The 23,056-nt window shown below is 64.7% G+C and carries 20 protein-coding genes; 11 read left to right on the top strand and 9 right to left on the bottom strand.

Annotation, left to right across the window (positions count from 1 at the left end; translation table 11 throughout):
• The 5 genes from NED97_RS12055 to NED97_RS12035 form a co-directional block, all read right to left on the bottom strand.
• Positions 1-1,674, bottom strand: a complete 1,674-nt coding sequence (locus NED97_RS12055; RefSeq protein ID WP_252487282.1) for an FAD-dependent monooxygenase — start codon at positions 1,672-1,674, stop codon at positions 1-3.
• Complete coding sequence (locus NED97_RS12050) at positions 1,671-3,248, bottom strand: electron transfer flavoprotein subunit alpha/FixB family protein (protein WP_252487281.1); 1,578 nt, start codon at positions 3,246-3,248, stop codon at positions 1,671-1,673. The genes NED97_RS12055 and NED97_RS12050 overlap by 4 nt, the downstream gene beginning before the upstream one ends.
• A gap of 2 nt (positions 3,249-3,250) precedes the next feature.
• The gene (locus NED97_RS12045; protein ID WP_252487280.1) at positions 3,251-4,114 is read right to left on the bottom strand and encodes an electron transfer flavoprotein subunit beta/FixA family protein; all 864 of its coding nucleotides are present in this window, start codon (positions 4,112-4,114) and stop codon (positions 3,251-3,253) included.
• Positions 4,115-4,369: 255 nt separating this feature from the next.
• Positions 4,370-5,224: a polymer-forming cytoskeletal protein gene (locus NED97_RS12040; protein ID WP_252487279.1), complete on the bottom strand. Its 855-nt coding sequence runs from the start codon at positions 5,222-5,224 to the stop codon at positions 4,370-4,372.
• A 146-nt stretch (positions 5,225-5,370) separates the two neighbouring features.
• The gene (locus NED97_RS12035) at positions 5,371-7,164 is read right to left on the bottom strand and encodes a glycoside hydrolase family 13 protein (protein ID WP_252487278.1); all 1,794 of its coding nucleotides are present in this window, start codon (positions 7,162-7,164) and stop codon (positions 5,371-5,373) included.
• A gap of 271 nt (positions 7,165-7,435) precedes the next feature.
• Between NED97_RS12035 and NED97_RS12030 the strand changes: the two genes are divergently transcribed.
• From NED97_RS12030 to NED97_RS12000, 8 genes are all read left to right on the top strand, one after another.
• Complete coding sequence (locus tag NED97_RS12030; RefSeq protein WP_252487277.1) at positions 7,436-9,280, top strand: ABC transporter substrate-binding protein; 1,845 nt, start codon at positions 7,436-7,438, stop codon at positions 9,278-9,280.
• A 27-nt stretch (positions 9,281-9,307) separates the two neighbouring features.
• Entirely contained in the window at positions 9,308-10,315 is a 1,008-nt protein-coding gene (locus NED97_RS12025) for an ABC transporter permease (protein WP_252487276.1), read from the top strand.
• A complete protein-coding gene (locus NED97_RS12020; protein ID WP_252487275.1) occupies positions 10,302-11,294 on the top strand; it encodes an ABC transporter permease in 993 nt (330 codons plus the stop codon). Before NED97_RS12025 ends, NED97_RS12020 begins: the two co-directional genes overlap by 14 nt.
• A complete protein-coding gene (locus NED97_RS23240) occupies positions 11,294-12,397 on the top strand; it encodes an ABC transporter ATP-binding protein (protein ID WP_345781201.1) in 1,104 nt (367 codons plus the stop codon). The genes NED97_RS12020 and NED97_RS23240 overlap by 1 nt, the downstream gene beginning before the upstream one ends.
• Positions 12,394-13,488 (top strand): ABC transporter ATP-binding protein, encoded by a 1,095-nt coding sequence (locus NED97_RS23235; protein WP_345781200.1) that lies wholly within the window; start codon positions 12,394-12,396, stop codon positions 13,486-13,488. The genes NED97_RS23240 and NED97_RS23235 overlap by 4 nt, the downstream gene beginning before the upstream one ends.
• A 28-nt stretch (positions 13,489-13,516) precedes the next feature.
• Positions 13,517-14,581: a TrmB family transcriptional regulator gene (locus NED97_RS12010; RefSeq protein WP_252487274.1), complete on the top strand. Its 1,065-nt coding sequence runs from the start codon at positions 13,517-13,519 to the stop codon at positions 14,579-14,581.
• Complete coding sequence (locus NED97_RS12005) at positions 14,578-14,766, top strand: hypothetical protein (protein WP_252487273.1); 189 nt, start codon at positions 14,578-14,580, stop codon at positions 14,764-14,766. The genes NED97_RS12010 and NED97_RS12005 overlap by 4 nt, the downstream gene beginning before the upstream one ends.
• Positions 14,767-14,961: 195 nt before the next feature.
• On the top strand, positions 14,962-15,159 hold the full coding sequence (locus NED97_RS12000) for a DUF5800 family protein (protein ID WP_252487272.1): 198 nt from the start codon (positions 14,962-14,964) through the stop codon (positions 15,157-15,159).
• 147 nt (positions 15,160-15,306) lie between these two features.
• Here the strand turns inward: NED97_RS12000 and NED97_RS11995 are convergent, their stop codons facing one another.
• Positions 15,307-15,843 (bottom strand): DUF7097 family protein, encoded by a 537-nt coding sequence (locus NED97_RS11995; protein ID WP_252487271.1) that lies wholly within the window; start codon positions 15,841-15,843, stop codon positions 15,307-15,309.
• Between the two features lie 134 nt (positions 15,844-15,977).
• Between NED97_RS11995 and NED97_RS11990 the strand changes: the two genes are divergently transcribed.
• Positions 15,978-16,343, top strand: coding sequence for a DUF192 domain-containing protein (locus NED97_RS11990; RefSeq protein WP_252487270.1), 366 nt, complete (start codon positions 15,978-15,980; stop codon positions 16,341-16,343).
• 101 nt (positions 16,344-16,444) lie between these two features.
• Here NED97_RS11990 and hpt read toward each other — a convergent pair whose 3' ends face one another.
• Complete coding sequence (gene hpt, locus NED97_RS11985) at positions 16,445-17,005, bottom strand: hypoxanthine/guanine phosphoribosyltransferase (RefSeq protein ID WP_252487269.1); 561 nt, start codon at positions 17,003-17,005, stop codon at positions 16,445-16,447.
• Positions 17,006-17,276: 271 nt separating this feature from the next.
• Here hpt and NED97_RS11980 point away from each other — a divergent pair, with 271 nt between their 5' ends.
• A complete protein-coding gene (locus NED97_RS11980; RefSeq protein WP_252487268.1) occupies positions 17,277-18,803 on the top strand; it encodes a (R)-citramalate synthase in 1,527 nt (508 codons plus the stop codon).
• 40 nt (positions 18,804-18,843) lie between these two features.
• Here NED97_RS11980 and NED97_RS11975 read toward each other — a convergent pair whose 3' ends face one another.
• On the bottom strand, positions 18,844-19,041 hold the full coding sequence (locus tag NED97_RS11975) for a hypothetical protein (RefSeq protein WP_252487267.1): 198 nt from the start codon (positions 19,039-19,041) through the stop codon (positions 18,844-18,846).
• Positions 19,042-19,566: 525 nt separating this feature from the next.
• Between NED97_RS11975 and NED97_RS11970 the strand changes: the two genes are divergently transcribed.
• Positions 19,567-21,216, top strand: coding sequence for a hypothetical protein (locus NED97_RS11970; protein ID WP_252487266.1), 1,650 nt, complete (start codon positions 19,567-19,569; stop codon positions 21,214-21,216).
• A 62-nt stretch (positions 21,217-21,278) separates the two neighbouring features.
• On the opposite strand, the gene NED97_RS11965 is transcribed toward NED97_RS11970, so the two are convergent.
• A complete protein-coding gene (locus tag NED97_RS11965; protein WP_252487265.1) occupies positions 21,279-22,679 on the bottom strand; it encodes a 4Fe-4S ferredoxin N-terminal domain-containing protein in 1,401 nt (466 codons plus the stop codon).
• Positions 22,680-23,056 lie beyond the last annotated feature (377 nt).

Below are 23,056 nucleotides of genomic sequence, written 5' to 3'. Positions count from 1 at the left end.
TTACCCCTCGCGGTACTCGACGCCCTTGCCGCCGCGGGGGTGTTCCCACGCGGTGTCGGCGACGATCGCACAGGTGCCACACTCGACGCATGGCTGAGTGTCGAGGCTAACGACCGTCTCCTCGTCGCCGTTCGTCTGTACCTGCTCGGTTCGGTAGCAGCCGCCGCCGAAGTCCTCAGCGCTGACGGGACAGGCGTAGACGGCGGCCTCGCTCGCCTCCGCGGAGTCGTCGAGCAGTTCGATGTGGGGGTTGCCGACGTCCGTATCGTACGTGAGGCCGCCGATTCGGGCCTCGAGGCTCGGCGGTTCGACGCCGTTCTCCCAGCGGATCGTTCGACCGTGCTCCTCGCCGACGATCGCCGGCACCGTGACGTAGCCGGTGCGGGTGTCGGGAATCATCGACACCAGGAACGGCGAGTTGTACGCCCGCTTCAGCACTCGATCGGCGACGGGATTGCCGAGCGCGAGGCTCCCAACTCGCGAGTCGAGCACGCGTTCGACGGCGTTCGTCACGACGTCTCGCTCGCCGACCGTGCGGGCGAGGTCGTACCGCCGCGGGCGGAGTTTGTCCATCGTGCCCGACTCCTCGAGGAGTTTCGCGTACCGGCGGCCGGCGGCTTCGGGATCGGCGTTCCCGCGGGTGATGGCGAAGGCGTCGGCCGCGAGCGCGCCGCCGGTGACGGCGTGGTTCATCCCCTTGATGATCGGGCCCTGGGCCTGCATCTGGCCGGCGGCGTCGCCGACGAGGACGAGGCGGTCGCGGTAGGGCTCACGGTGGGCGACCTTCTTCGAGTCGGGGACGAGTTTTGCGCCGTACTCGCGCTCGTCGTACTCGTCGCCGAGCCAGTGGGCCATCACGGGGTGAGTGAGCAGCGCGTCGAGCAGTTCGTGGGGCTCGGCCTGCTCCGCGACGAGGCTGTCGAGGTGGAAGACCGTCCCGATCGACAGCGAGTCCTCGTTGGTGTAGAGGAAGCCGCCGCCCCGGACGTCCTCGAAGAGGTCGCCCGAGAACAGGTGGGCGGCGCCCTCGTCCTCGTCGATGTCGAACCGGTCGTCGATGACGTCGGGCTCCATGTCGACGACGGCCTTGACGCCTTGGAACCACTCGTCGGGTTCCTCCCAGTCCATGAGCCCGGCGTCGCGGGCCAGTTCGGAGTTGACGCCGTCGGCCGCGACGATCAGATCCGCCTCGATCGGGTCGAGTTCGTCGCAGGTGACGCCGACGATCTCCCCGTCGTCTCGGAGGAGCCCGTTCACCCGAACGTTCGTCAGCACGCCGCCGCCCGTCTCGCTCGTCTTCTCGTGGACGCGGGCCTCGAGCCGCGAATCCATCTTCCGGCGGAGCACGGCGTCGCACCAGTCGGTGTCGTGCTCGTGGAGGTCGGTGAGATCGTAGCTCTTGACCTTGTTCCCGGCGATGTTGTGGATCTGGTAGTCGGTAACCGGTCGCTCGGCCGCCTCCTCGCGAAAGCCCTCGAAGAGGTCGTCGATCGTGTAGGGCGCCGACTCCTCGGCGTAGATCAGCCCGCCGGAGACGTTCTTCGAGCCCGCCTCGACGCCGCGTTCCAGAACGAGCGTTTCGACGCCGTGGTCGGCCAGTCGGGCGGCCGCCGCGGCTCCGCCGGGGCCACAGCCGACGACGACGGCCTCGTAGTGTTCTCTCTCTTCCGTCATTGGTCGTCACCTCCGTCACCGCTTCCGTCCGCAACTGTCTCGAGTTCCGTCTCGCCCGCTTCGACCGCCGCCCTGAGCCGCGGCAGCACCTCGAACAGGTCGCCCTCGATGAAGTAGTCGCTGAAGTCGCGAATCCGCGCGTCGGTGTCGGTGTTGATCGAGACGATCGTGTCCGACTCGTCCATCCCGACCTTGTGCTGGACCGCCCCGGAGACGCCCGCGGCGATGTAGAGGTCGGGCGCGACGACCTGTCCCGTCTCGCCGATCTGGCGTTCCTCCTTCGAGTACTCCTCGACGTGGCCCTCGAACTGGTAGGCGGAGGTGACGATCCCCCGGGTGATGCCCAGTTCGGCGTCCTCGAAGGCGTCGACGAGTTCGAGGCCGAGTTCCATCCCCTCAGTGGGGTCGTCGGCGATGCCCCGACCGAGACAGACGATCACCTCGTGGCCGGTGAGATCGATTCCGGCCTCGAGTTCGTCGTGTTCGGTGATCTCGACGCGGAACCAGTCGTCCTCGAGTTCCATGTCGTGTTCGATCACGATCCCCTCCCGATCGTAATCGGGCTCCATCGGCTCGAAGCTACCCGGGATGATCGACGCGCCCTGCGGGTGGAAGTCCCGGCCGGGGTTGTCGAGACAGAGAATCGTGGAGTACTCGAAGCCGGAGAAGTCCGGCCGCTTCATGTGCAGCACTTTCTCAAAGGTCTTCTTGACGCCGGGTTCGCCGGTTTTGACCGGGTTCGACACCTCGTTTTCCTCGATGAAGAGGTCCGAACAGTCCGAAGCGAGCCCGGAGTCCAACTCGGCCTGCACCTTCGCCGAGAGGTCCCGTCCGTTGTTCGTCGCCGGGAACAGGACGTATCTGGGCGCGTCGTACTCGCGCCAGTCGGTGCTCTCGACGGTGCCCTGGCCGCGAGCCATGTGGGCCGCGACCTCGGTGTAGGGCTTGTGGAGGAACCGCTCGAGCCGATCGTCGTCGTGGTAGACCGCGACGTCGGCGCCGTAGGCGATACACTCCTCGGCGAGTCCCTCGCAGTCGTCGCCCATCAGGAACGCGACGACTCGCTCTTCCTCGCCGTAATCCTCCTCGAACTGGTCCATCAGCTCTCGAGCCTTGCCGAGCATCTCCCGCGAGACCTCGAGCAACTCGCCCTGCTGGGTCTCACAGAACACCCACATGTCGGCGTACTCGCCGCCGTCGAGCGCTCGAACGTGCTTCTTGTCTCGAGTGGGACGAGAGAGACCGTCATCCTCCTCGTCCGCTGGCGCTTCCTCGTCCGCACCCTCGTCGCCGTCGTCGACCTCGTCTACCTCTTCGCCCTCCGCCTCGTCGCCGACGTCCTCCTTCGTCTCCTCGTACTCGCCCTCCGTCTCGGTTCCCTCCTCGACGCCCTCGTGATCGCTCCCCGCCTCGTCGAGGATCTCGAGTCGCCGGTGGATCGCCTCCCGTGCAGTCTTGCGATCCCGGCCGGCCTGCTCGGCCTCGAGCGCCGCCTGGAGTTCGTCGACGTCGTCGACCGTCTCGAGTTCGTCCGCCAGTTCGTCCACCGTGTGGTCGTTTGGATCCAGTGCCATGGTCAGTCACTCCCCGCGAACGGCTGCAGTTCCTCGAGTACCGGTTCCATCGCGTCGCCGTCGTGGGGATCGATCATCGTCGCCTCCCGCTCCGACGGCGCCTTCGGAATCGGATCGACCGAGGAGACGATTGTCGGCGAGCCGTCGAGTCCGATATAGTCGGGATCGAGATTCAGGTCGACGTGATCCCACGTCGTCAGGTGCTCGTCGTGGTCGGCCGCCCGCTCTTCGGTCTCGTCCCGGAGCCGTTTGTGCGTCAGCCGGTGGGAGGCCTTGCGATAGGCGGGCTCGAACTCCGGATCGGTGATGACCATACAGGGCAGCGGCGCCTCGACGGTCTCGATTTCGTCGACGTCACCCTCGACGAGGCGCTTCGCGCGGAGTCGGCGTTCGTCGGGGTCGATGTCCAGCGCGATGACGTGGGTGACGATCGGCCAGTCGAGCGCCCAGCAGGTCTGGGGGCCGGTCTGGCCGGTCTCCCCGTCGGCCGTCTTGAACCCCGCGAAGACGAGGTCGACGTCGGCGACCTCCTCCCGGTACTTCTCGATGCCCGCGCTGAGCGTGATCGCCGTCGCCCACGTGTCCGACGCCGCGAGTTCCCGATCCGAGAGCAGGTAGCTGTCGTCGGTGTAGACTGACTCCATCGCCTCCTGCAGGACGTCGCCGTAGCCCGGCGGACCCATGCTCATCCCGCTGACGTGCCCGCCGTGGCGAACCTTCGTCTGCAGCGCCGCCCGGACGGCGAACTCGTCGTTCGGATTCATCACCGTCGGCGTTTTCCCGCGCTCAAGGTGGCCGTCCTCGTCGAACGACACCGCTCCTTCGGAAAAGTCCGGGACGCCCTTCGTCAGTACGAGCGATCGCATACTCCCCCCTGTGCGTGTGATGTGGTTTCGCTTGCCATTCTCGTATCATCCTATCGCAACTATGGCTATTAAGAATAGGGGTGAAAGTCGCCGCTTGAGGGCGGCTGCACGCCATCGATCCCAATGGAGGCGAGACGCTGTAGTGCTACGAGGTACTGGTCGCGGTCGCGACGCCGACTCTCGTCGGACGGACGATTCTCGTCGGTAACGAGCGCAGAAAACTTCTCCCACTGTCCGGGACCGACTGAACTCGAGTTACTCCTGCTCGCGCTCGGTCGTCCGCATCGTGATTTCGCCGTTCGCGCGGATCGAGCCGTCGACCTCGGCTTCCGGGCCGAGCTCGAGGTTCTCACATGAGACATCGCCGAGGATGCGGGCGTCCCGTTCGACGACGACGTCGCCGCTGCGTGTGGTCAGATCGCCGTGAATGCGCGTCCCCTCGCCGACCGTGACGTCGCCGCGAGCCCTGAGGCTGCCGAAGATATCGCAGTCGCGACCGACGTCGATCGTCTCGGCCCGGATGTTGCCGTGGAGTCGGCAGTCGTCGCCGATCGTCGCGGGCGTCGAGACCCGCCAGGCGTCGTCGCTGACGGTCGCGTTCCGGGGGATGATCAGCGGTTCGGCCTCGACTTCTTCTTCCTCGTCGACGAGTTCGGAGATGAGCCGCTGGGCGGCGTCCTCCTCGCCGATGAGCAGTAGCTGTTTGAGGTAGACGAAGAGGAAAATAATCGTCGGCATCGGGTTTCGGATGACGATCCAGCCGTTCGCCTCGAACCCTTCCTCGATCTCGACGTCGTCGCCGATGTCCAGGTCGCCGGCGACTTTCATCTCGCCGGCGACGTGGACGCGCTCGCCGATGTAGGCGTCCTGGCCGACCAGGACGTTGTTCGCGACGTCACACCACATGTCGAGTCGACAGTCTCCTTCGGCCTCGATGTCGCCGCCGAACTCGACGCTCTCGCCCGCGAGGACGTTCCGTCCGCGGACGCCGAACTCGACCGTCGAGCGACTCCCGATGAGGACGTCTCCGTCGGTCTCGAGGGCGACTTCCTTGGCTTCCGTCCCGTCGGGGACGGCGAGTTCGTCGAGCGGATCCCTGCTGAAGGCCACACTCGCAACCAATGTGAACGCCGGGTAATAAACCTCGCGCGATGTCTGACGGGCGGCGGACGATAACGGGGTGATTCGGAACGAGACGCCCGGGATCGTCACCGAAACCGTTCCAGCGGCGGTGTGAGCGCCGTCGAAGCGCCGAGTTACAGTTCGTAAACGCGCGCCTCGTACGGTCGAAGTTCGAGCGCGCCGTCTTTCGGCTCGGTGTCCTCGTAGTTGCCGACCACGAGTTCGGGCGCCTCGACGTCGGCGAGCCGCGGCAGGTCGACGGTGGGTTCGCCGTCGAAGAAGTTACAGACGATCAGCAGTTCCTCGTCCTCGAGCGTCCGCCGGTAGGCGAACACCTCGGGATGGCCGGGTAGGAGCGGGTCGTACTCGCCGTAGACGAAGATATCGCGCTCCTCGCGCAGGTCGATCAGTTCGCGGTAGTAGTGCCAGACGGAATCCGATTCCGCGCGGGCCGCCTCGACGTTAACCTCCTCGTAGTTGCCCGTGACGCCGATCCAGGGCTCGCTCTCGCTGAACCCTGCGTATTCCTCGTCCGACCACTGCATCGGGGTCCGCGCGTTGTCGCGGCTCCGGGACTCGACGATCGGCCGCAGTTCGTCGTAGGAGTCGTACTCGCCGGATTCGAGGCTCGAGTCGACGAAATTCTCGGCCTCGACGTCGCGAATGTCGCCGGGATCCTCGAACGTCGTGTTCGTCATCCCGATCTCCTGGCCCTGGTAGACGAACGGCGTCCCCTGCAGCGTAAAGAGGAACGTGGCGAGCATCTTCGCCGACTCCTCGCGGTACTCGCCGTCGTCGCCGAACCGGGAGACCGCACGCGGCTGGTCGTGGTTGCTCAGGTAGAGACAGTTCCAGCCTTCGTCCGCGAGCGTCTCCTGCCAGTCGGTGATTATCCCCTTCAGTTCGAGGAGATCGAGGTCCGCGACGTCCCACTTGCCGCCGTCGCCGGTGTCGACGCCCATGTGCTCGAAGTGAATCAGCATCGACAGACCGCAGCCGTCCTCGCCGACGTACTCCAGGGCGGTGTCGGCGTCGACGCCGATCATCTCGCCGACGGTCATCACGTCGTACTCCGCGAGCGCGCGGTCGCACATTTCGCTGATGTACTCGGCCGAGCGGGGGCCGTCGACGAAGTGTTCGTCGCCGGTCATCCCGTCGTCCGGATCGCCGTCCGGGAGCCCTCGCGTCTTCGAGACGAGGTTGATGACGTCCATCCGGAAGCCGTCGATCCCCCGCTCGAGCCACCAGCGCATCATCTCGTATACCTCCTCGCGGACCGTCTCGTTGCGCCAGTTCAGATCCGGTTGCTTCTCGTCGAACAGGTGGAGGTAGTACTCGCCGCGCTCCTCGTCGTACGTCCACGCGGAGCCGCCGAAGAAGGAATCCCAGTTGTTCGGCGGCTCTTCCCCGTTATCACCGCCTCGCGGGCCGCTCACGGCTTCGCCGTTCGCTTCATCGAGGACCTCACTTCGTTCTCGCCTCCCACCGCTCGACTCTTCCGAGGCGCGAGGGGCTTCGCCCTCCCGCCAGTAATAGTAGTCCTCGTACTCCGCGTCCTCTTCGCGCGAGCGGCGGAACCACTCGTGTTCGTCCGAGGTGTGGTTGACAACCAGGTCCATGATCAGGCGCATGTCCCGGGCGTGAAGTTCCTCGAGCAGGCGCTCCCAGTCGTCCATCGTCCCGAACTGCGGGTGGATCGACCGATAGTCGGCGATGTCGTAGCCGTTGTCCGCCATCGGCGACTCGTAGACCGGGTTGAGCCAGACGACGTCGACGCCCAGCGCCTCGAGGTAGTCGACCTTCTCGACGATGCCGGGAATGTCACCGACGCCGTCTCCGCTCGAGTCGTTGAAACTCCGCGGATACACCTGATAGACGACCGCTTCCTTCCACCACCGGCGGTCGCCGCCGTGGTCATTGCTAGTCATCGTCAGTACCGTCGTCGACGGGTGACAAAAACGCGTTGAATTTTTTCAACGAGATGGTAGTGTAGGTCGTTCGGAACCGAATCGTTCAGCCGGCCGACTCCTGATGTTACCTAGTTGTCTCGTTAAACGTTACGTGCGAGACTATCGATGATGATAATTATGAGAAATCACGATCTATATTATATATATTAATGCTAACTAACGTGGAACAAATTCTAGAAGTAATATTTCGACCTAATTTTTATTACGGATCGGTCTGTTCGCCTTCCTCATGCGCGAGAAGGACTCTCACAGCACGGCGGTCCCGGCGTTCGCTCGCCGGCGATTTATGAAAGGAATCGGTGCCGCAGGCGGTGCGGCACTGCTGGCCGGATGCGGTGGACAGGAAGCCGGAGACGGAAACGGTGACGACGATGACGACGGTTTCGAGGCCGGCGATACCATCGAGACGACCGAAGCGGAACTCGAGATGATCCAGGAGCTCGCCTGGATCACGAACCAGGAACTCCCCGTGTTGCCGGTCATGGAGAAACTCGCCCAGTCGTTCCAGCGGACCGACGAGTGGGACGTGCCAGAGCCGGACACGTCCGACCTCATGTACTACTGGCCGACGGAGTGGCTCCCGCGGTTCGGCGACTGGCGGGCCGGCGGCGACGACGACACGCTGAGCCTCACCCAGTGGGACGTGCCGGCGGACGCCCAGTACAACCCCTGGAACCTGACGCAGTATCCCGAGGCCCACCGCGGCATCTACGATCGATTCATGAGCTACAACATCGTCGAGGCCGAGTACGAAGGGTACGCCATCTCCGACTGGGAGTTCGACGGCGACTCGATCGAGCTCGTCGTCAGAGACGGCCTGATCTGGCACGACGGCGACGACGTCACCGCCACGGACGTCGCCAATCAGGTCAAACTCGACATGTACGGGGGCGGGACGCTCCGCTCGTTCATCGACGACGTCAGCGACGACGTCGAAGCGATCGACGACGACACGGTACGGATCGATTTCAACACTACGCTCAACACGCAGGTCGTCGTCGGGACGCTCCAGCCGACGCACCTGGCCGCCAAGGACAGCGTCTACGGCGAGTACGTCGAACGCATGGACGAGGCCGAAGACGAGGACGAGGAACTCGACGCCTTCAGCGACCTCACCCAGCTATCGATCGACGAGCCGATCGGCTGCGGCCCGTTCCAGTTCGAGGAGGCTGACTCACAGCGCGTTCTCTGTTCGGTGTTCGACGACCACCCGGACGCCGACGAGATCAACTTCGACTACGCCGAGTACCGGTACATGCCGGACAACGAGAGCCGCTGGAACGCCCTCCAGAGCGGCGAACTCGACGGCGAGGCGACGCTGTTCATGCCCCAGAACCAGGTCGAGCAGCTCTCGGACGACGTCCAGATCGCCGAAATTCCGCGCCACTGGGGGATGGGACTCGTCTTCAACTACGACGACGAGCACATGAGCGAGCGGGCGGTTCGCCACGCGGTAGCCCACGTCATCGATCGCGAACTGGTCGCCGACAACTCCGCGGCGGGCACCGGATCCAAACTCGGCGTCACGATCCCCTCGGGTCTCACCGGCGACTTCACCGGCCGAGTCGAAGACGAGTGGCTTGAGGGCGTCGCCGACGAGTTCAACCGCTACGAGACCGACGAGGATCGCGCCGCGGAGCTGCTCGAGGACGCGGGCTACAGTCAGGAGGACGGCCGGTGGGTCGACGAGGACGGCGAGCCGATCGAGATCCCGGTCAAAGTGCCCGAAGGGTTCTCCGACTGGGTGTCGGGCGTCGAGACGCTCGTCGACCAGTTAGACGAGTTCGGCTTCGACGCGGCGATGCTCACCCGCGGCAACGAGACGTACTTCGGACAGGACTTCCCGGAGGGCGACTTCGTCGCCGCCGTCGAAGGCTGGGCGAGCTTCGATCACACGTACCCGTACTACCACTACGATCACATCTACACGGGCGGCCAGGGCAGCCTCCAGCAGTCGGGGAGCTTCCCGGACGAGTTCGAGGTCGAGCCGCTCCACGAGGACGTCCGCGAGAGCGAGGCGGTCGATCCCGCGGAGATCGTCGACTCGCTCGCGACGATGGCCCAGGAGGAGTAGCCGACGGATTCGCCAGTTACCACCAGCATGCACTACATACTCAAGCGCACCGCGCAGGCGATCTTCACGGTCTTCGCCACGATCACGCTCACGTTCGCGCTCATCCGGCTCCTTCCGGGCGGTCCCGCACAGTCCATGCGGGCGCAGATGCTAGAACAGGGCAACGATCTGACGAGCGAGCAGATCAATCGCCAGATCGAGGCGCAGATGAACATCGCACCCGACGAGCCGCTGTACGTCCAGTACGCCGAGTACATGGCGAGCATCCTGACGGGGGACTTCGGTATCTCTACCTGGCACAACGAACCCGTCGCCGACATCCTCGGCAGCGCGCTCCCCTGGACGGTGTTCATCATGGCCACGTCGCTGTTCCTGGCGTTCGTCGTCGGGATCAGCCTCGGCGCGTACATGGCTTACCGCGAGGGGAGCACGTTCGACGTCTCCTCGACGGGCGTCGCGCTGCTGTTGAACTCGATCCCGGACTACGTCGTCGCGCTGCTCGCCCTGACGTTTCTCGGCCACCAGACCGGGCTGTTCCCGACCGGCGGGCGCTACGCCTCCGGCCTCGAGCCCGGGATTCACCCGGAGTTTCTGGCGAGCGTCGCCTACCACGGGGCCTTGCCCGTCCTGTCGATGGCCGTCGTCGCCTTCGGCGGCTGGGCGCTCGACATGCGAGGCAACAGCATCCGCGTCCTCGGCGCTGACTACCTGCACGTGGCCCGGCTGCGCGGGCTCTCCGAACACCGGATCGCGCTCCGGTACGTCGCGCGCAACGCGATCCTGCCGATGTACACCAACCTGATGATCGCCATCGGACTGATGTTCGGCGGCGCGATCATCATCGAGGAGATTTTCGCCTATCCCGGCATCGGCTTCTATCTGATCAGCGCGATCGACCAGCGCGACTACCCGGTGATGATGGGCGCGTTCATCCTGATCACGATCGCCGTCGTCATCGGCGTCTACATCGCCGACCTGACGTACGGAAAACTCGACCCCCGCGCCAAAGGAGGTGGCTCCCGTGAGTCGTACTGAGGCAGCCTCCGACTTCGAGACCGTCTCCGAGACCAACCTCACGCGATCGGAGCGGTACCGCCAGCTTGTCGACGAGTTCGTGCTCGCACCCGCCAGAATCGTCTGGCACGACTGGCGAGCGCGAATCGCCGTGACGATCATCGCCTTCTTCCTCTTCCTGGGGACCGTCGGCGTCCGGCTCGTCGACGAACCCCGGACGAACCAGGGCGATCGACTCGTCGGAGCGTTCCGCACGCTCGAGCACCCCCTCGGGACGACGGCTTCCGGCGTCGACATCCTCTCGCAGGTCGTCTACGCGACGGTGCCGATGATTCAGATGATCACCGCCGGGGCGGTGTTCTCGGTCGTCGTCGCGACGGTCGTCGGCACGACCTCGGGCTACAAGGGCGGAGCCGTCGATCAGGGGCTGATGACGGTGACCGACGTGATGCTGACGATCCCCGGGCTGCCGCTGGTGATCGTCCTCGCGGGCGTTACGGATATCGGCGGGAACCCGTACCTGATCGGCGTGTTGCTCTCGATCAACGCCTGGGCGGGACTGGCCCGCGCGTTGCGGTCGCAGGTCCTGACTCTGCGGGACGCAGAGTACGTGGAGGCCTCGCGGATCATGGGCGTCTCGACGCCGAAGATCCTCACCACGGACATCATCCCCAACCTGATGCCCTACATCACGATGAATTTCGTCCAGCAGGCCCGGGCAGTGATCTTCGGCTCCGTCGGACTGTACTTCCTGGGGATCCTCCCGTACAACCGGACCAACTGGGGCGTCATGATGAACGACGCGGTCTCCCAGGCGGGCGCGACCTCGTCGATGGTGGCGTTCCACTGGCTATTGATGCCGATGCTCGCCGTAATCTTCCTCTCGATGGGGCTGACGCTGTTCGCACAGTCGGCCGACCGCCTGTTCAACCCGCGGGTGCGCGCCCGCCACGCGAAGACGGTCGGCGGAGACGACACTGACGACGAGGTGAGTTCCTGATGGCAAACGCGACACAACGAACCGCAGGGGGACAGCACGACTCGAGCGACGAACGATCGGACGACGTCGTCTTCTCGCTCGAGAACACGACCGTCGAGTTCGACATGGACCGGGGGACCTCCCGGGTCGTCGACGACGTCGACTTCGAGGTCTATCGCGAGGAGATCGTCGGCATCGTCGGCGAGAGCGGCTCCGGCAAGTCGATGCTCGCGAACGCGATGCTCGACGCCGTCGACGAACCGGGTCGGCTCACGGGCGACGTGGTCTACTACCCCGAAGACGGCGACCCGATCAACGTCCTCGAACTCTCGGATCGCGAACTCAAGGAGTTCCGCTGGGAGGAGGTGGCGATGGTATTCCAGGGCGCCTCGCGGTCGTTCAACCCGACGATGACGATTCGGGGCCACTTCGAGGAGACGCTCGACGCTCACGGCGCCGACCGCCAGGAAGGAATGGAGCGCGCCCGCGAGCTGCTCTCGGATCTGTATCTCGACGCCGAGCGCGTGCTGGACTCCTACCCGCACGAGCTCTCCGGCGGGATGTCCCAGCGCGCGCTGATCGCGCTCAGTCTCATCCTCGAGCCCGAAGTGCTGGTGATGGACGAGCCGACGGCCGCACTGGACCTGCTGATGCAGCGGTCGATCCTCAGCCTGCTGTCGGACCTTCAGGAGAAGTACGAGCTGACGGTCGTGTTCATCACACACGACCTCCCGCTCGTGGCGGGGCTGGCCGACCGGATCGCGGTCATGTACGCCTTCGACCTCCGCGAGGTCGGACCGGCCGAGGACGTCGTCCGGAATCCCTCGCACCCGTACACGCGAGCGCTCCTCAAGGCGGTCCCCAACCTCGACGCGCCGCTCGAGACGATGCAGCCGATCGAGGGCTCCGCCCCGGACCCGGTGAACATCCCGCAGGGGTGTACCTACGCGCCACGGTGTCCGATCGCGGACGAGGAGTGTCGGACGACGGAACCGCACTTCCACGAGGTCGACGACGGCGGCGAACACGCGGTAACCTGTTTCCACTGGGAAGACGCCGACGAGGCGGTCGATCTCGATCCGCAAGCGCAGACGGCCAACGGGGAGACGGAGGTGAACCGATGACCGACGACCACGTCGTCTCCCTCGAGAACGTCGAGGTGCACTTCGAGAAGGAACAGGGTCTGGTCGAGGGCCTGTTCAACGATCCCGACCGCGTTAAGGCGGTCGACAACGTCTCGCTCGACATTCCGGAGAACGACGTCGTCGCGCTCGTCGGCGAATCCGGTTGCGGGAAAACGACGCTCGGCAAGACCGCTATCGGCGTCCAGCGTCCGACGGGCGGCAGCGTTCGCTACCGCGGACAGGACATCTGGGAGGCCAAGGACGGTACCGGAGAGATCCCCTACGAGCAGATTCGCAAGTCTCTGCAGATCATCCACCAGGATCCCGGCGGGGCACTCAACCCGAACCGGACGGTGATGAAGAGCCTCACGACCCCGCTGGCCCGGTGGGAACCCGACATGGACAGCGAGGATCGCCGGGCGCGAGTCCTGCGGATGCTCGAGCGCGTCGGGATGAAGCCGCCGGGCGACTACGCGAGTCGCTACCCGCACCAGCTCTCGGGCGGCGAGCAACAGCGCGTCGCGCTGGTCCGGGCGCTGTTGATGAATCCGGATCTCATCCTCGCGGACGAGGCCGTCTCCGCGCTCGACGTCTCCCTGCGCGTGGAGACGATGGACCTGCTGCTCGAACTCCAGGAGGAGTTCGGCACGTCGTTCCTGTTCATCAGCCACGACCTCTCGAACGCCCGCTACCTCGCTGAGAACGCGAACGGCCGCCTCGGGGTGATGTACCTCGGAGAGATCGTCGAGATCGGCCCCGCAGACGAGGTGCTCCAGAATCCGCAACACCCCTACACGAAGGTGTTGCGGTGGGCGACCGCGGACGTCGACCCGAGTAGCTGGGACGCCACGGAGCCGCCCGTTCGCGACATCGACATTCCCGATCCGGTGAACCCGCCGGCGGGCTGTCGGTTCCATCCGCGGTGTCCCGAGGCGCGGGCGGTCTGCACGTCCGAAACGCCCGCGCTCTCGCAGCGCGAGGCGGACGACCGGGGCCACTGCGCGAAGTGTTTCCGAGACGATCCGGACCACGAGTACTGGTCCAGTGACCTCCTCGAGGGGGCCGAATCCACACACCTTGAAACCCACTGAGCTCCATCGTCTCGACACAGGGGACGGTATGCAGGAAGCTACACTCAGATCACAGCTGGCGGCGTTCGGACTCTCCGAGAAGGAGATCGACACGTATCTCGCGTTGCTCGCGCTCGGCGAGGCCAAGACCAGCGCGATCGCCGACGAATCCGGCGTCTCTCAGCGGTACGTTTACCAGATCGCGGAGGACCTGGAGGAACGCGGACTGGCGATCGTGAAAGACCACGCGAAACCGACGACGATCGCCGCCGTACCGCCGGAACAGGCCATCGAGGGGCTCGTCAGTCGGCTGCGATCGCTCCAACCGGGTCTCGAGACCCGGTTCACCGAGACTTCCCAGGAGACGGCCTCGTTCAACGTCATCAAGAGCCGCCAGACCGTGCTCAAGGAGATCCGACGGATCGTCAGCTCGGCAACCGAGGAGGTGTTCCTCGCGCTTCCCCACTACGCGGTCGAAAAACTCGAGAACGAGATCGAATCGGCGTTCGATCGCGGCGTAATGGTCGTGTTGCTCGAGGGTGCGGTCGAGCCGCAGTCGAGCGAAGAAGTCGAGCGACGGTTCGACGGCGTCGCGCACGTCGTCCGTCAGTGGCACCACGACATGTCGTTCGTCGCGACCGGCGATTCGGGATCGGGAATCGTCGGCGAGCGGCAACTCCTCCGGAGCGACGACAACGACAAGGAAGCCGTCGCCGTCTCTGAATCCCACGTCGTCGGATCGATGTTCGGCGCCTTCCAGGGCGGCTTCTGGGCCGCGGGCGAGGAGGTCTACACCGGCGATTCCGCGTCGCTTCCCGCGACCTACACGATGGCCCGACCGGCGGTACTCAACGCGGTACTCGCGCAACTCGACGGCCGAATGCTTCGAATCGAGGTGTCGGGTCGAACGACCGATACGGACGAACCTCGGTTCGTGACGGGTCGGGTCGTCGGAATCCGACAGGGGCTCGTCGAGCCGTTCACGAACTCGTTCCCCGTCGAAAACAGCCTCAGCGTCGAGACCGACGACGGTGAGCGACTCAGCGTCGGCGGCGACGGCGCGTTCGTCGAGGACCTGCGAGCGAACGAAACGACGCTCCGGCCGGTCGAATGACGACGATCTGGCGGCTCCTGTTCACCATGAACGCGGTGTTGCTCGCGTTACTGGTGCTCACCTGGCCGTTCGTCGAACCCGGCTCGTCGGCGGAGACGATCACGGTCGTCAGCCTGGTGTTCATCGTCGCCTCGATGGTCGGACTCGCGGGGATCATCCGACTCGAGTGGGATCCGTTTCGTTGACATCCGCCCGCGACTGAAGTCGTGGGATTCCTCTCGTGGGTGTCTCAATCGGTCTGAGACCCGCTCAGAGCGACATTCCCACCGCCTTCGGTGGTACTTCGGTCTGCGTATGTCTCGTTGGCCGCTGTCTCCACCGCTGAGGGCGGGCTGAAACCAGTCGTCCGGTTTTTAACACCCCGTCACCTACTGGCGGTTATGACGACGCTCGCGTTCGACGACGATGGAGTCGACGTCGTGTACGAAGGAACCGAGTTCCGCCTCGAGCGGGAACTCATCGAAGAGGCTACCGAGAAGTCCTACTACGACGTGACGGACCACGAGGTGCTGAAGATCGTCGCGGAACAGCCGGACCTGAAGGGCGAACCGCGCCGCGTCGGCGATATCCTTCCCTGAGATCGAAGCCCGGGAAGCGCGCGTCGGAACGGTACTTGCAACTTCCTGATCCGGCCGGTGAGGAGGAGTCGAACGGTCTCGAGTGGCGACGCAATCGACGCTCCCCGCTCGAGGACGTCTCTATCTCGGGAGTCCGCATGCGCCCGCCTACTCCCCCGTCTCGCCGTTCTCGTAGCGCGTCGCCGCCGACTCGAACCCCAGTTCGTCCCGTTCGCGGCCGCGACGCGATTCGAGCGCGGCGACAGCGTCGGGGTCCGGCGCGGCGTCGTCGGTGATCCGCGCCCACGAGTTGTGGACCTTCGAGTGACACCACCGACAGAGGTAGACCGTGATCTCGTGGGAGAGTTCCTCGCCGTTGCGTGCGTACGAGAGGTGGTGCTCCTCGAGCAGCGGCCGCTCGTCGTCGTGAGCCAGTCGCTTCTCCTCGAGTCCGCAGCGGACGCACTCGCGGTCGCGGTTGCGCGAGCGAAAGTGGGGACAGTCGGTCCACGTCTCGTCGGTTTCGGGGTCGACGACGGGACACTCGTAGTCATCGGTCGCGCGTTCGCGGGCGAAATCGGGGTCGTGTTCGTAGTGGTCGAACGCGTACCGACACCGGCCCTCGCCGGTGAGGTGGTCACAGACGCCCGCGAACTCGTACGGATCGTCGACGCCGACCGACGTTCCCTGTGGCGTCTTCTCCATGCTATAGCCCGCGTTCGAGCGCCGGGAATTTGAACCCTCGGTCGATCCGACACTGTGCCGCGACGCACGAGTGGATTAGAGGGAAATCGTCGGCGAACGGGACCTTTTTCACCGATCCACCGCGACTCGAGTGCGTGCAACTCGTCCACGAGTCGGAGCGCAAACCGGCGGAGACCCTGGCCTCGACCGTCGAGACCGCGGATTCGATCGCGAGTCAGTTCCGCGGGCTCACGTTTCGCCGGTCGCTCCCCGACGACTACGCGCTCGCGTTCCGGTTCGGGACGGCCAGGACTCGCGACGTGCACATGCTGTTCGTCTTCGTCCCGCTCGACGTCGTCTGGGTCGTCGACGGCGTCGTCCAGCGCGTCGAGCGGCTTCGCCCCTGGCGCGGCTTCGCCCGCGAAACGTGCGACCTGATCGCCGAACTTCCCGCTGGCGCGGCGGCCGGCGTCGAGCCCGGCGATCAACTCGTGCTCGAAGACGACTGTACCGCCGGGTAGAAGTCGGTGAGAAGTTGGTCGGTCGAGTGCGGCCGTTGTCACCGGCAATGGCCGCGAATTCGAGACCGATCTTCGAATAGGTCTGTCCGGCAGTACACCGTTCAGTCGACGATCACGAGTTCTCCGTCCTCGACGCGAACGTCGAGCAGGTGCGTCACCCTTCTGGAAAACTCCTCGCGGTCACTGTCGACGCGCCGCAGGACGACTGCGACGTCGACGATCTCCGCATCGGCGGACTCGAGCGCCTCGCAGATGGTCTCGATCGTGTTTCCGGACGAGAGGACGTCGTCGACGACGACCGCGCGGTCGCCGGCGTCGACTCCGTTCAGGAAGAACTCGCTCTCGCCGTAGCCGGTTTTCTGGTGGACGGCGACCTCCGCCGGAAAGCCGTACGAGCGCTTGCGGACGACCACGAACGGGACGTCGGTTGCGAGCGAGAGCGCCGCGGCGTGGTGGATCCCCATCGCTTCGGGAGCGACGATCACGTCGACGTCGGCGAACTCGATCCGCTCGCGGAATCCGTCGGCGATCGCGTTCAGTACGTCGGGTTCCATCGGCGGGATTCCGTCGGTGACGCCGTGAACGAAGTACTCGTACCCGTCCCGGTCGACGATCGGCGCCGCACGAAGCGATCGGGCGAGTGGCTCCAGATTCGCGTCCATGTACGCGGGGTACGGCGAGGTGACGGATGGGTGTTCGGGTGGTTGTCCTCGACTCTCGCTTCGGGTCGTTCGATCCGATTCGGTCCGGTAATTTCGATCGATCTCTCAGCCGCGCAGATGGTGCCGCGACCGGCGGGGTTAAGTCAGCATGCGCCAATAGCACACAGTACAATGGCACGAGATTCGTTCTCAACGCCGGATTCCGAGGATAGAGGAAGTCGGGGCAACCCGGCTGGGCGCGAAATTCCAGGACGGAAATAATTCTTCCTTCGTGACCCCCACTCCGGAGCAGACAATTGCATCTGATCGTACAGTCCGCCTTCTCGATACGACGCTTCGTGACGGCGAACAAGCCCCGGGTGTCTCGCTCTCACCCGACGAGAAGGTCGAGATCGCTCGCGGGCTCGAGCGAACCGGCGTTTCGGTCATCGAGGCCGGCAGCGCTTGCACCGGCGCGGGCGAGCGACAGGCCATCTCGCGAGTGACCGACCTCGGCCTCGAGGCCCGCGTCACCAGTTTCTGTCGCGGAATGGAAGTCGACATCGATCTCGCGCTGGACTGCGACGTCGACGGGGTCCACCTCGTGGTCCCCGCGAGCGACCGCCACGTCGAGGGGAAGGTCGGCACCTCCCGCGAGGCGAACCTCGAGGCGACCGCCGAGCTCGTCGAGTACGCCACCGACCACGGGCTGTGGGTGGAGGTCATCGGCGAGGACGGCTCCCGTGCCGACCTCGACTACCTCGAGGAACTGATGGGGACCGCCCTCGACGCGGGCGCCGACCGGACCTGCTTCGCCGACACCGTCGGTCACACCGGCCCCGAGCGCACGGCCGAGGCGGTCTCCCGACTCGCCGCGCTCGGCCCGGTCAGCGCCCACACCCACGACGATCTGGGGCTGGGCGTCGCAAACGCGCTGGCGGCCGTCTCGGCGGGTGCGGACCTCGTTCACTGTACCGTCAATGGCCTCGGCGAACGCGCCGGCAACGTCGCCCTCGAGGAGGTTGCGATCGCGCTCGAGCACGTCTACGACGTCGAGTCGGTCGAGCTGGAGGAGCTGTACGATCTCGCTCAGCTCGTCTCGCGGGCGACCGGCGTCCCGCTACCGCCGAATAAGGCCGTCATCGGCGAGAACGCCTTCACGCACGAGAGCGGTATCCACACCGACGGGACGCTGAAGGACGACAAGATGTACGAACCGTACGCGCCCGAGACGGTCGGTCGCGAACGCCGCCTCGCGCTCGGCAAACACACGGGCCGAGCCGGCGTCAGGGCGACGCTCGAGGAACACGACGTCGACGCCAGCGAGGACGAGGTCGCGGCGATCGCGACCCGCGTCACCGAACTCGGCGACCGCGGCCGCCGCGTTACCGACGCCGACCTGCTCGCCGTCGCCGAGGACGTCACCGGCGACGACCGAGACCGCGTCGTGGAACTCCTCGATCTGAACGCCACGAGCGGCGGCCCCGTTCCCACCGCGAGTATCCGACTCGACGTCAGTGGCGAGGAGCGGGTCGCCAGCGGTACCGGCTCGGGTCCGGTCGACGCCGCCGTCTCCGCGGTCCGAGAGGCGCTCGGCTCGATGGCCGACGCCGAACTCGAGTCCTATCACGTCGACGCGGTCACCGGTGGCACCGACGCCGTCGTTACCGTCGAGGTGACGATGGTTCGAAACGACCGATCGGTGACGGTCGCCCGCAGCGAGGCCGACATTACGCGGGCGAGCGTCGAAGCGATGGTCGACGCGCTCGACCGATTGCTCGAGTCCGACGCGGAACCGCTCGCGCCGGCCGACGACTGACCCCTCGTCGTTCACTGTTCGATGCACGTTCCGGACGCGATCAGTGAAACGGCTGGCGGCTGAGTACGCCCCGCGGGTCGAACAGGTAGACGAAAGCGAGAAAGAGCGCGAACGCCACGACGAACAGCCGTACGAGCACACTCAGGGACAGGGACGGCGCGGGATAGAGCGTGAGCGCCATCAGCCCCGCGACGCCGATCCAGAGCAGTCCGACGATCAGCCGCTGACGAAGGTCCATACGCAGCGGATCGCACTCGAGACGCATGAATGCGGGTGTTTCAGTCGAAAATGAACTGCCGAGGACAATCGTGATCGACGGCGAGCATCGGCTCGTTATCACGACCCCGTCCAGAATTAGCTGAATCGAGGTGCTAAGCCCCCTCTCTCAGCGAGCGTCATCAGAACGCTATGCGTTCTGATTGGCAGTCAGAAATCTTCGATTTCTGGTGTGCGAACGAGACGCTTCGCGTCTCGTCAACGCCGCTCGAGTTTCTCGGGCAACGGTGATAGCGTATCGGAGTCCGTTCGATCATTGAAGCGGAGAGTCTACGCCGTTTACTGGTAGGTGTGGAGCGTGTCAATGGAGACTAAAATAGTTACTGAACAGCTACAGTCATATATTGTAATACTATCGCTTAAATATATTATTTTTAATACTGATAGGAAATACTAGAAGTTCATTTCTCGAAACTCGAGTAGGCGATACCGAACTCTCGGTAACTTGCGGACTACAAATTAGTGAAATCATGACTGTCATCTCGCGATGTCAGAGAACGAATCCCCCGACGAATCGAACGAGAGAGACGTATCGCGACGATCGTACATGCAGTTGCTCGGTGCCGTCGGACTGGGAACGGGTGTACAGGCAACGATGTCCGGCAACGACGTCGCCGCGGCGGCTCCCGACGGCGAAGGTGCCGCGCACGGAATCACGGTAAGTGACTCGGGGACCGACGTCAGTGACGGTATCACCCGACTCGACTTCGAGGGATCTCTTTCGCCCGCCGTTCAAGACGGTGATACTAACAGTGTACAGGTTCAGAGTGCGACGAACCCGAACGTCGTCAACGTGCGCGTGGATCTCGGCGTGCGCCCGCGACAGGACGATCTGTGGGCCGCGATACGGAGACACTACAACTCGTTCTCCCCCGCGAATCGGAACCATCTGTACGTAGTCCCGGCCGAGACGTGGTTCGTCCGGTCGAACAATCTCGACCTGCCCAGCCACCGGTTCTTCGGCCTGGTCGGAGAGCCGACCGCCACGCTCAGAGTCAACGACCAGAACGTTGACCGGATGATGACCGTCGGACGAATCAATACGTCGGCTGGGCAAGCCCAGCGGACGGTGATGCGCGACCTGCGCATCGACATCACCGGCGATTACGATTCTGGAATCGGTCGGTGGTACACGCACGGGTGCGGGCGTATAGAGAACATCCGGCTGGTAGGACAGCGCAATCGCGGGGCCGCGTACGGCGGTGATCTCCACACGATCATGATCGACGGAAGAACGCCCGAGACGACGAATATCATCAGAAACGTTCACCTGAACGACGGCGACACGTACCACGGCCGAGAGGGGCCGTACGCACTCGCGTTCAGTTCGGAAGTGAACAACGTCGGCGTGAACATCTGGGAAGGGTGCCAGGTGTCGGGCTTCAAAACCAGCGCGTTCTACGCGTCGTCCAACTCCGGTCGGAACATCTATCAGGGCTGTCACGCCCGCAACTGCGGCGGCGGATGCTTCCGCCTCGGCGCCGACGACTACATGTACAACTGCCGGATCACGATGGACGAACACCCGGGACGTGCGTGGTCCGGGCTCTGGCTCCAGCTCGGAAGCGGACAGGTCGTCAACGGGCTTCGAGTCCACAACGAGGTCGAGAAGGACACCGAGATCGTTCGACTCACGCAGGACGGTTCGGCGAGAATCTCGAACATGCACATCGTCGACGAAGGCACCGACGGGCGCGCGATCCGAGTCTCTGACGACGACAACTCGCGCACGGTTTTCGAGGGATGTTCGCTCATCGACAGGTCGAGCCCGACGATTTCGGACTATCCGATCTACGTTCGATCGTCGAACGTGACGTTCAAAGACTGCGAGTACGATATCGATCCGCAGTCGAACGTCGATCGGCACGGAATCTTCGTCAGCAGGCAGGGAACGAACGTCGACCGACTCTCGCTGGACCACTGCGAGATCGATACCGACGGGGCGAGCCTCCGGTTCGGCGAGAGCGGCAGGGAACACAACATCACGAACTCGTTCTTCGAGGGGATCGTGATGAGCGATTCCCGCACGACGCTGCAGAACGTCCTGTGGGTCGGGAACCGGCACCGTGCGCAGACGATCTTCAACGGCCAACGGACGAACTGGCAGGGCGATTTCAACTTTGGCTACAGCGTCTAGGCACCGGTCGTATCCCCTCCTTCGTCCCCGTCGGAGGCAGCCATACCGACGGTTGCGGCTGCCTACAGTGACAGCCCCTCGAGTCCCTCGTTAACCGTCCTGTCGTCGAGGACGTTCTTCTCGTTGTCGACCTGTCCGACGTCGTCGTAGGCGACCGGTCCCGGAACCTGTTCGGCGTTCGGCCCCGGCTCGTTCCCGATGTAGATCACGTTCGGATCGGTGTTGTACTCCTCGAGGAGCTTGAAGGTCGAGTCGGCGCTCCCGTACTCGCCGCGGAGAAGACGCTCCGCTTCCTCCTGGGTCATCCCGCCCGCGTCCTCGCCCTCCTTGAGGACGGTGATCGCGTCCTGGAGTTCCTGGTCGTCCGGGTCCTCCTCCCGGGCGCGGGCGAGCGGGACGTTCTCGATGTACTGCTGTGGGTCGCTGTCGGGATCGTTCATGTCGCCGAACTGGATCGCGCCAGGGGGGCAGGCTTGCTCGCAGGCTGTGGTGCCGACCATATCCTCGCCCAGGTTACCGTCCTGGCGGGCCGGATCGAAGATGCACTTCTGCATCACACCGCGCGGACCGCGACCGCTGACCCAGCGACCGCGTTCGTCGTACATCATGTCCTCGCCGAGGTCTTCCGACGGGGCATCAACGTAGGGCTCCTCCCACTGGAAGTAGTTGACCCCGTACGGACAGGCGACCTGGCAGTACCGGCAGCCGATACAGACGTCGTAGTCGGTGAGGACGAGGCCCCCCTCCTCTCGCGTGTGGCGGGCGGTCGTCGGACACACCTTCTCGCAGGGGGCGTCGGTACAGTGTTGGCAGGGGCGAATCAGGTAGTTAAAGTCCCGCGTATCCTCGAACTCGTCCGCCTCGGGCGACTCGACGGTGCCGTCGTCGTAGGCGAGAATGTACATCCAGTTCGCCCCCTCGTTCCAGTTGTGCTCCTGGTTGCAAGCGACGACACACGAGAGACAGCCGTCACAGACCTCGAGGTCGAGGGCCATCCCCCACTGGGTCCCGTCACCGCCACCTTCGTCCCCCTCGTCCTCCTGGGCTGCGGCGACGTTCGGCTCCGAGTCGTCCCCGCTCTCGGCCGTCCCCCACGCGCCGAGGCCGACGGCTGCGGCGCCGGCACCCATCTTCTTCATCGCGTCCCGCCGGGAGTCCTCGTCGTCGCCGAAGCGGGACAGCGCCCGCTCGAGTCGCCCCTCCTCCTCGCGGGCTTGTTCGACTCGCTCGGCCATCGGACGGCTGTCCTCGCCGAACTCCTCGAGAACGTCCTCGTGGTACCGATCGTAGAACTCCTCCTCCGTGATTTCCCCCTTGTTGAGCCGCATGGCGTCCCGAGCCATCTCCATGCCGAGGTCGGCATCGTACTCGGTCTCCTCGAGCATGGCCCTGTAGTCTTTCTCCGCGGCTTCTCCCAACGGGTGGAAGAGGTCGCTATCCGGGTGCTCGTCGTCGGAACTCATCGAAGAACCCCACCTCTCCCGTCCGCCCTTTCATTTTCAATTCCTGACATTGTCACCATGTAGGGCGACCTCCCACTCCTGCTGGGATAAAAAACCACCCTGCGAATGATGGGAGCCGCGAGCAGCGAGCGCGACTACAGCGTGAACCGAGAGAGAACGTATCGGAGTACGAACGGGTATCGTCGTTCGCTATAGTAGCCACTGAAACGATTTACACACCGATCGCACTGTCCGCGGTTCTCGCTTGCTTCGCTCGCTCCGAACCGCGCTCCTGTCGTGCGATCGGATGTGCATTGACTTTCAGTGGCTACTATAATTCCGACGGTTCACTACTCGCACGCAGCCAGATCGAACGCGTCTCATTCGACCGCTGCCGA

The organism is Natronococcus sp. CG52, from assembly GCF_023913515.1.
In the GTDB taxonomy this organism is placed as follows: domain Archaea; phylum Halobacteriota; class Halobacteria; order Halobacteriales; family Natrialbaceae; genus Natronococcus; species Natronococcus zhouii.
The sequence above is the reverse complement of the archived record's forward strand: the minus strand, read 5'-3'. Positions and strand labels throughout refer to the sequence as shown.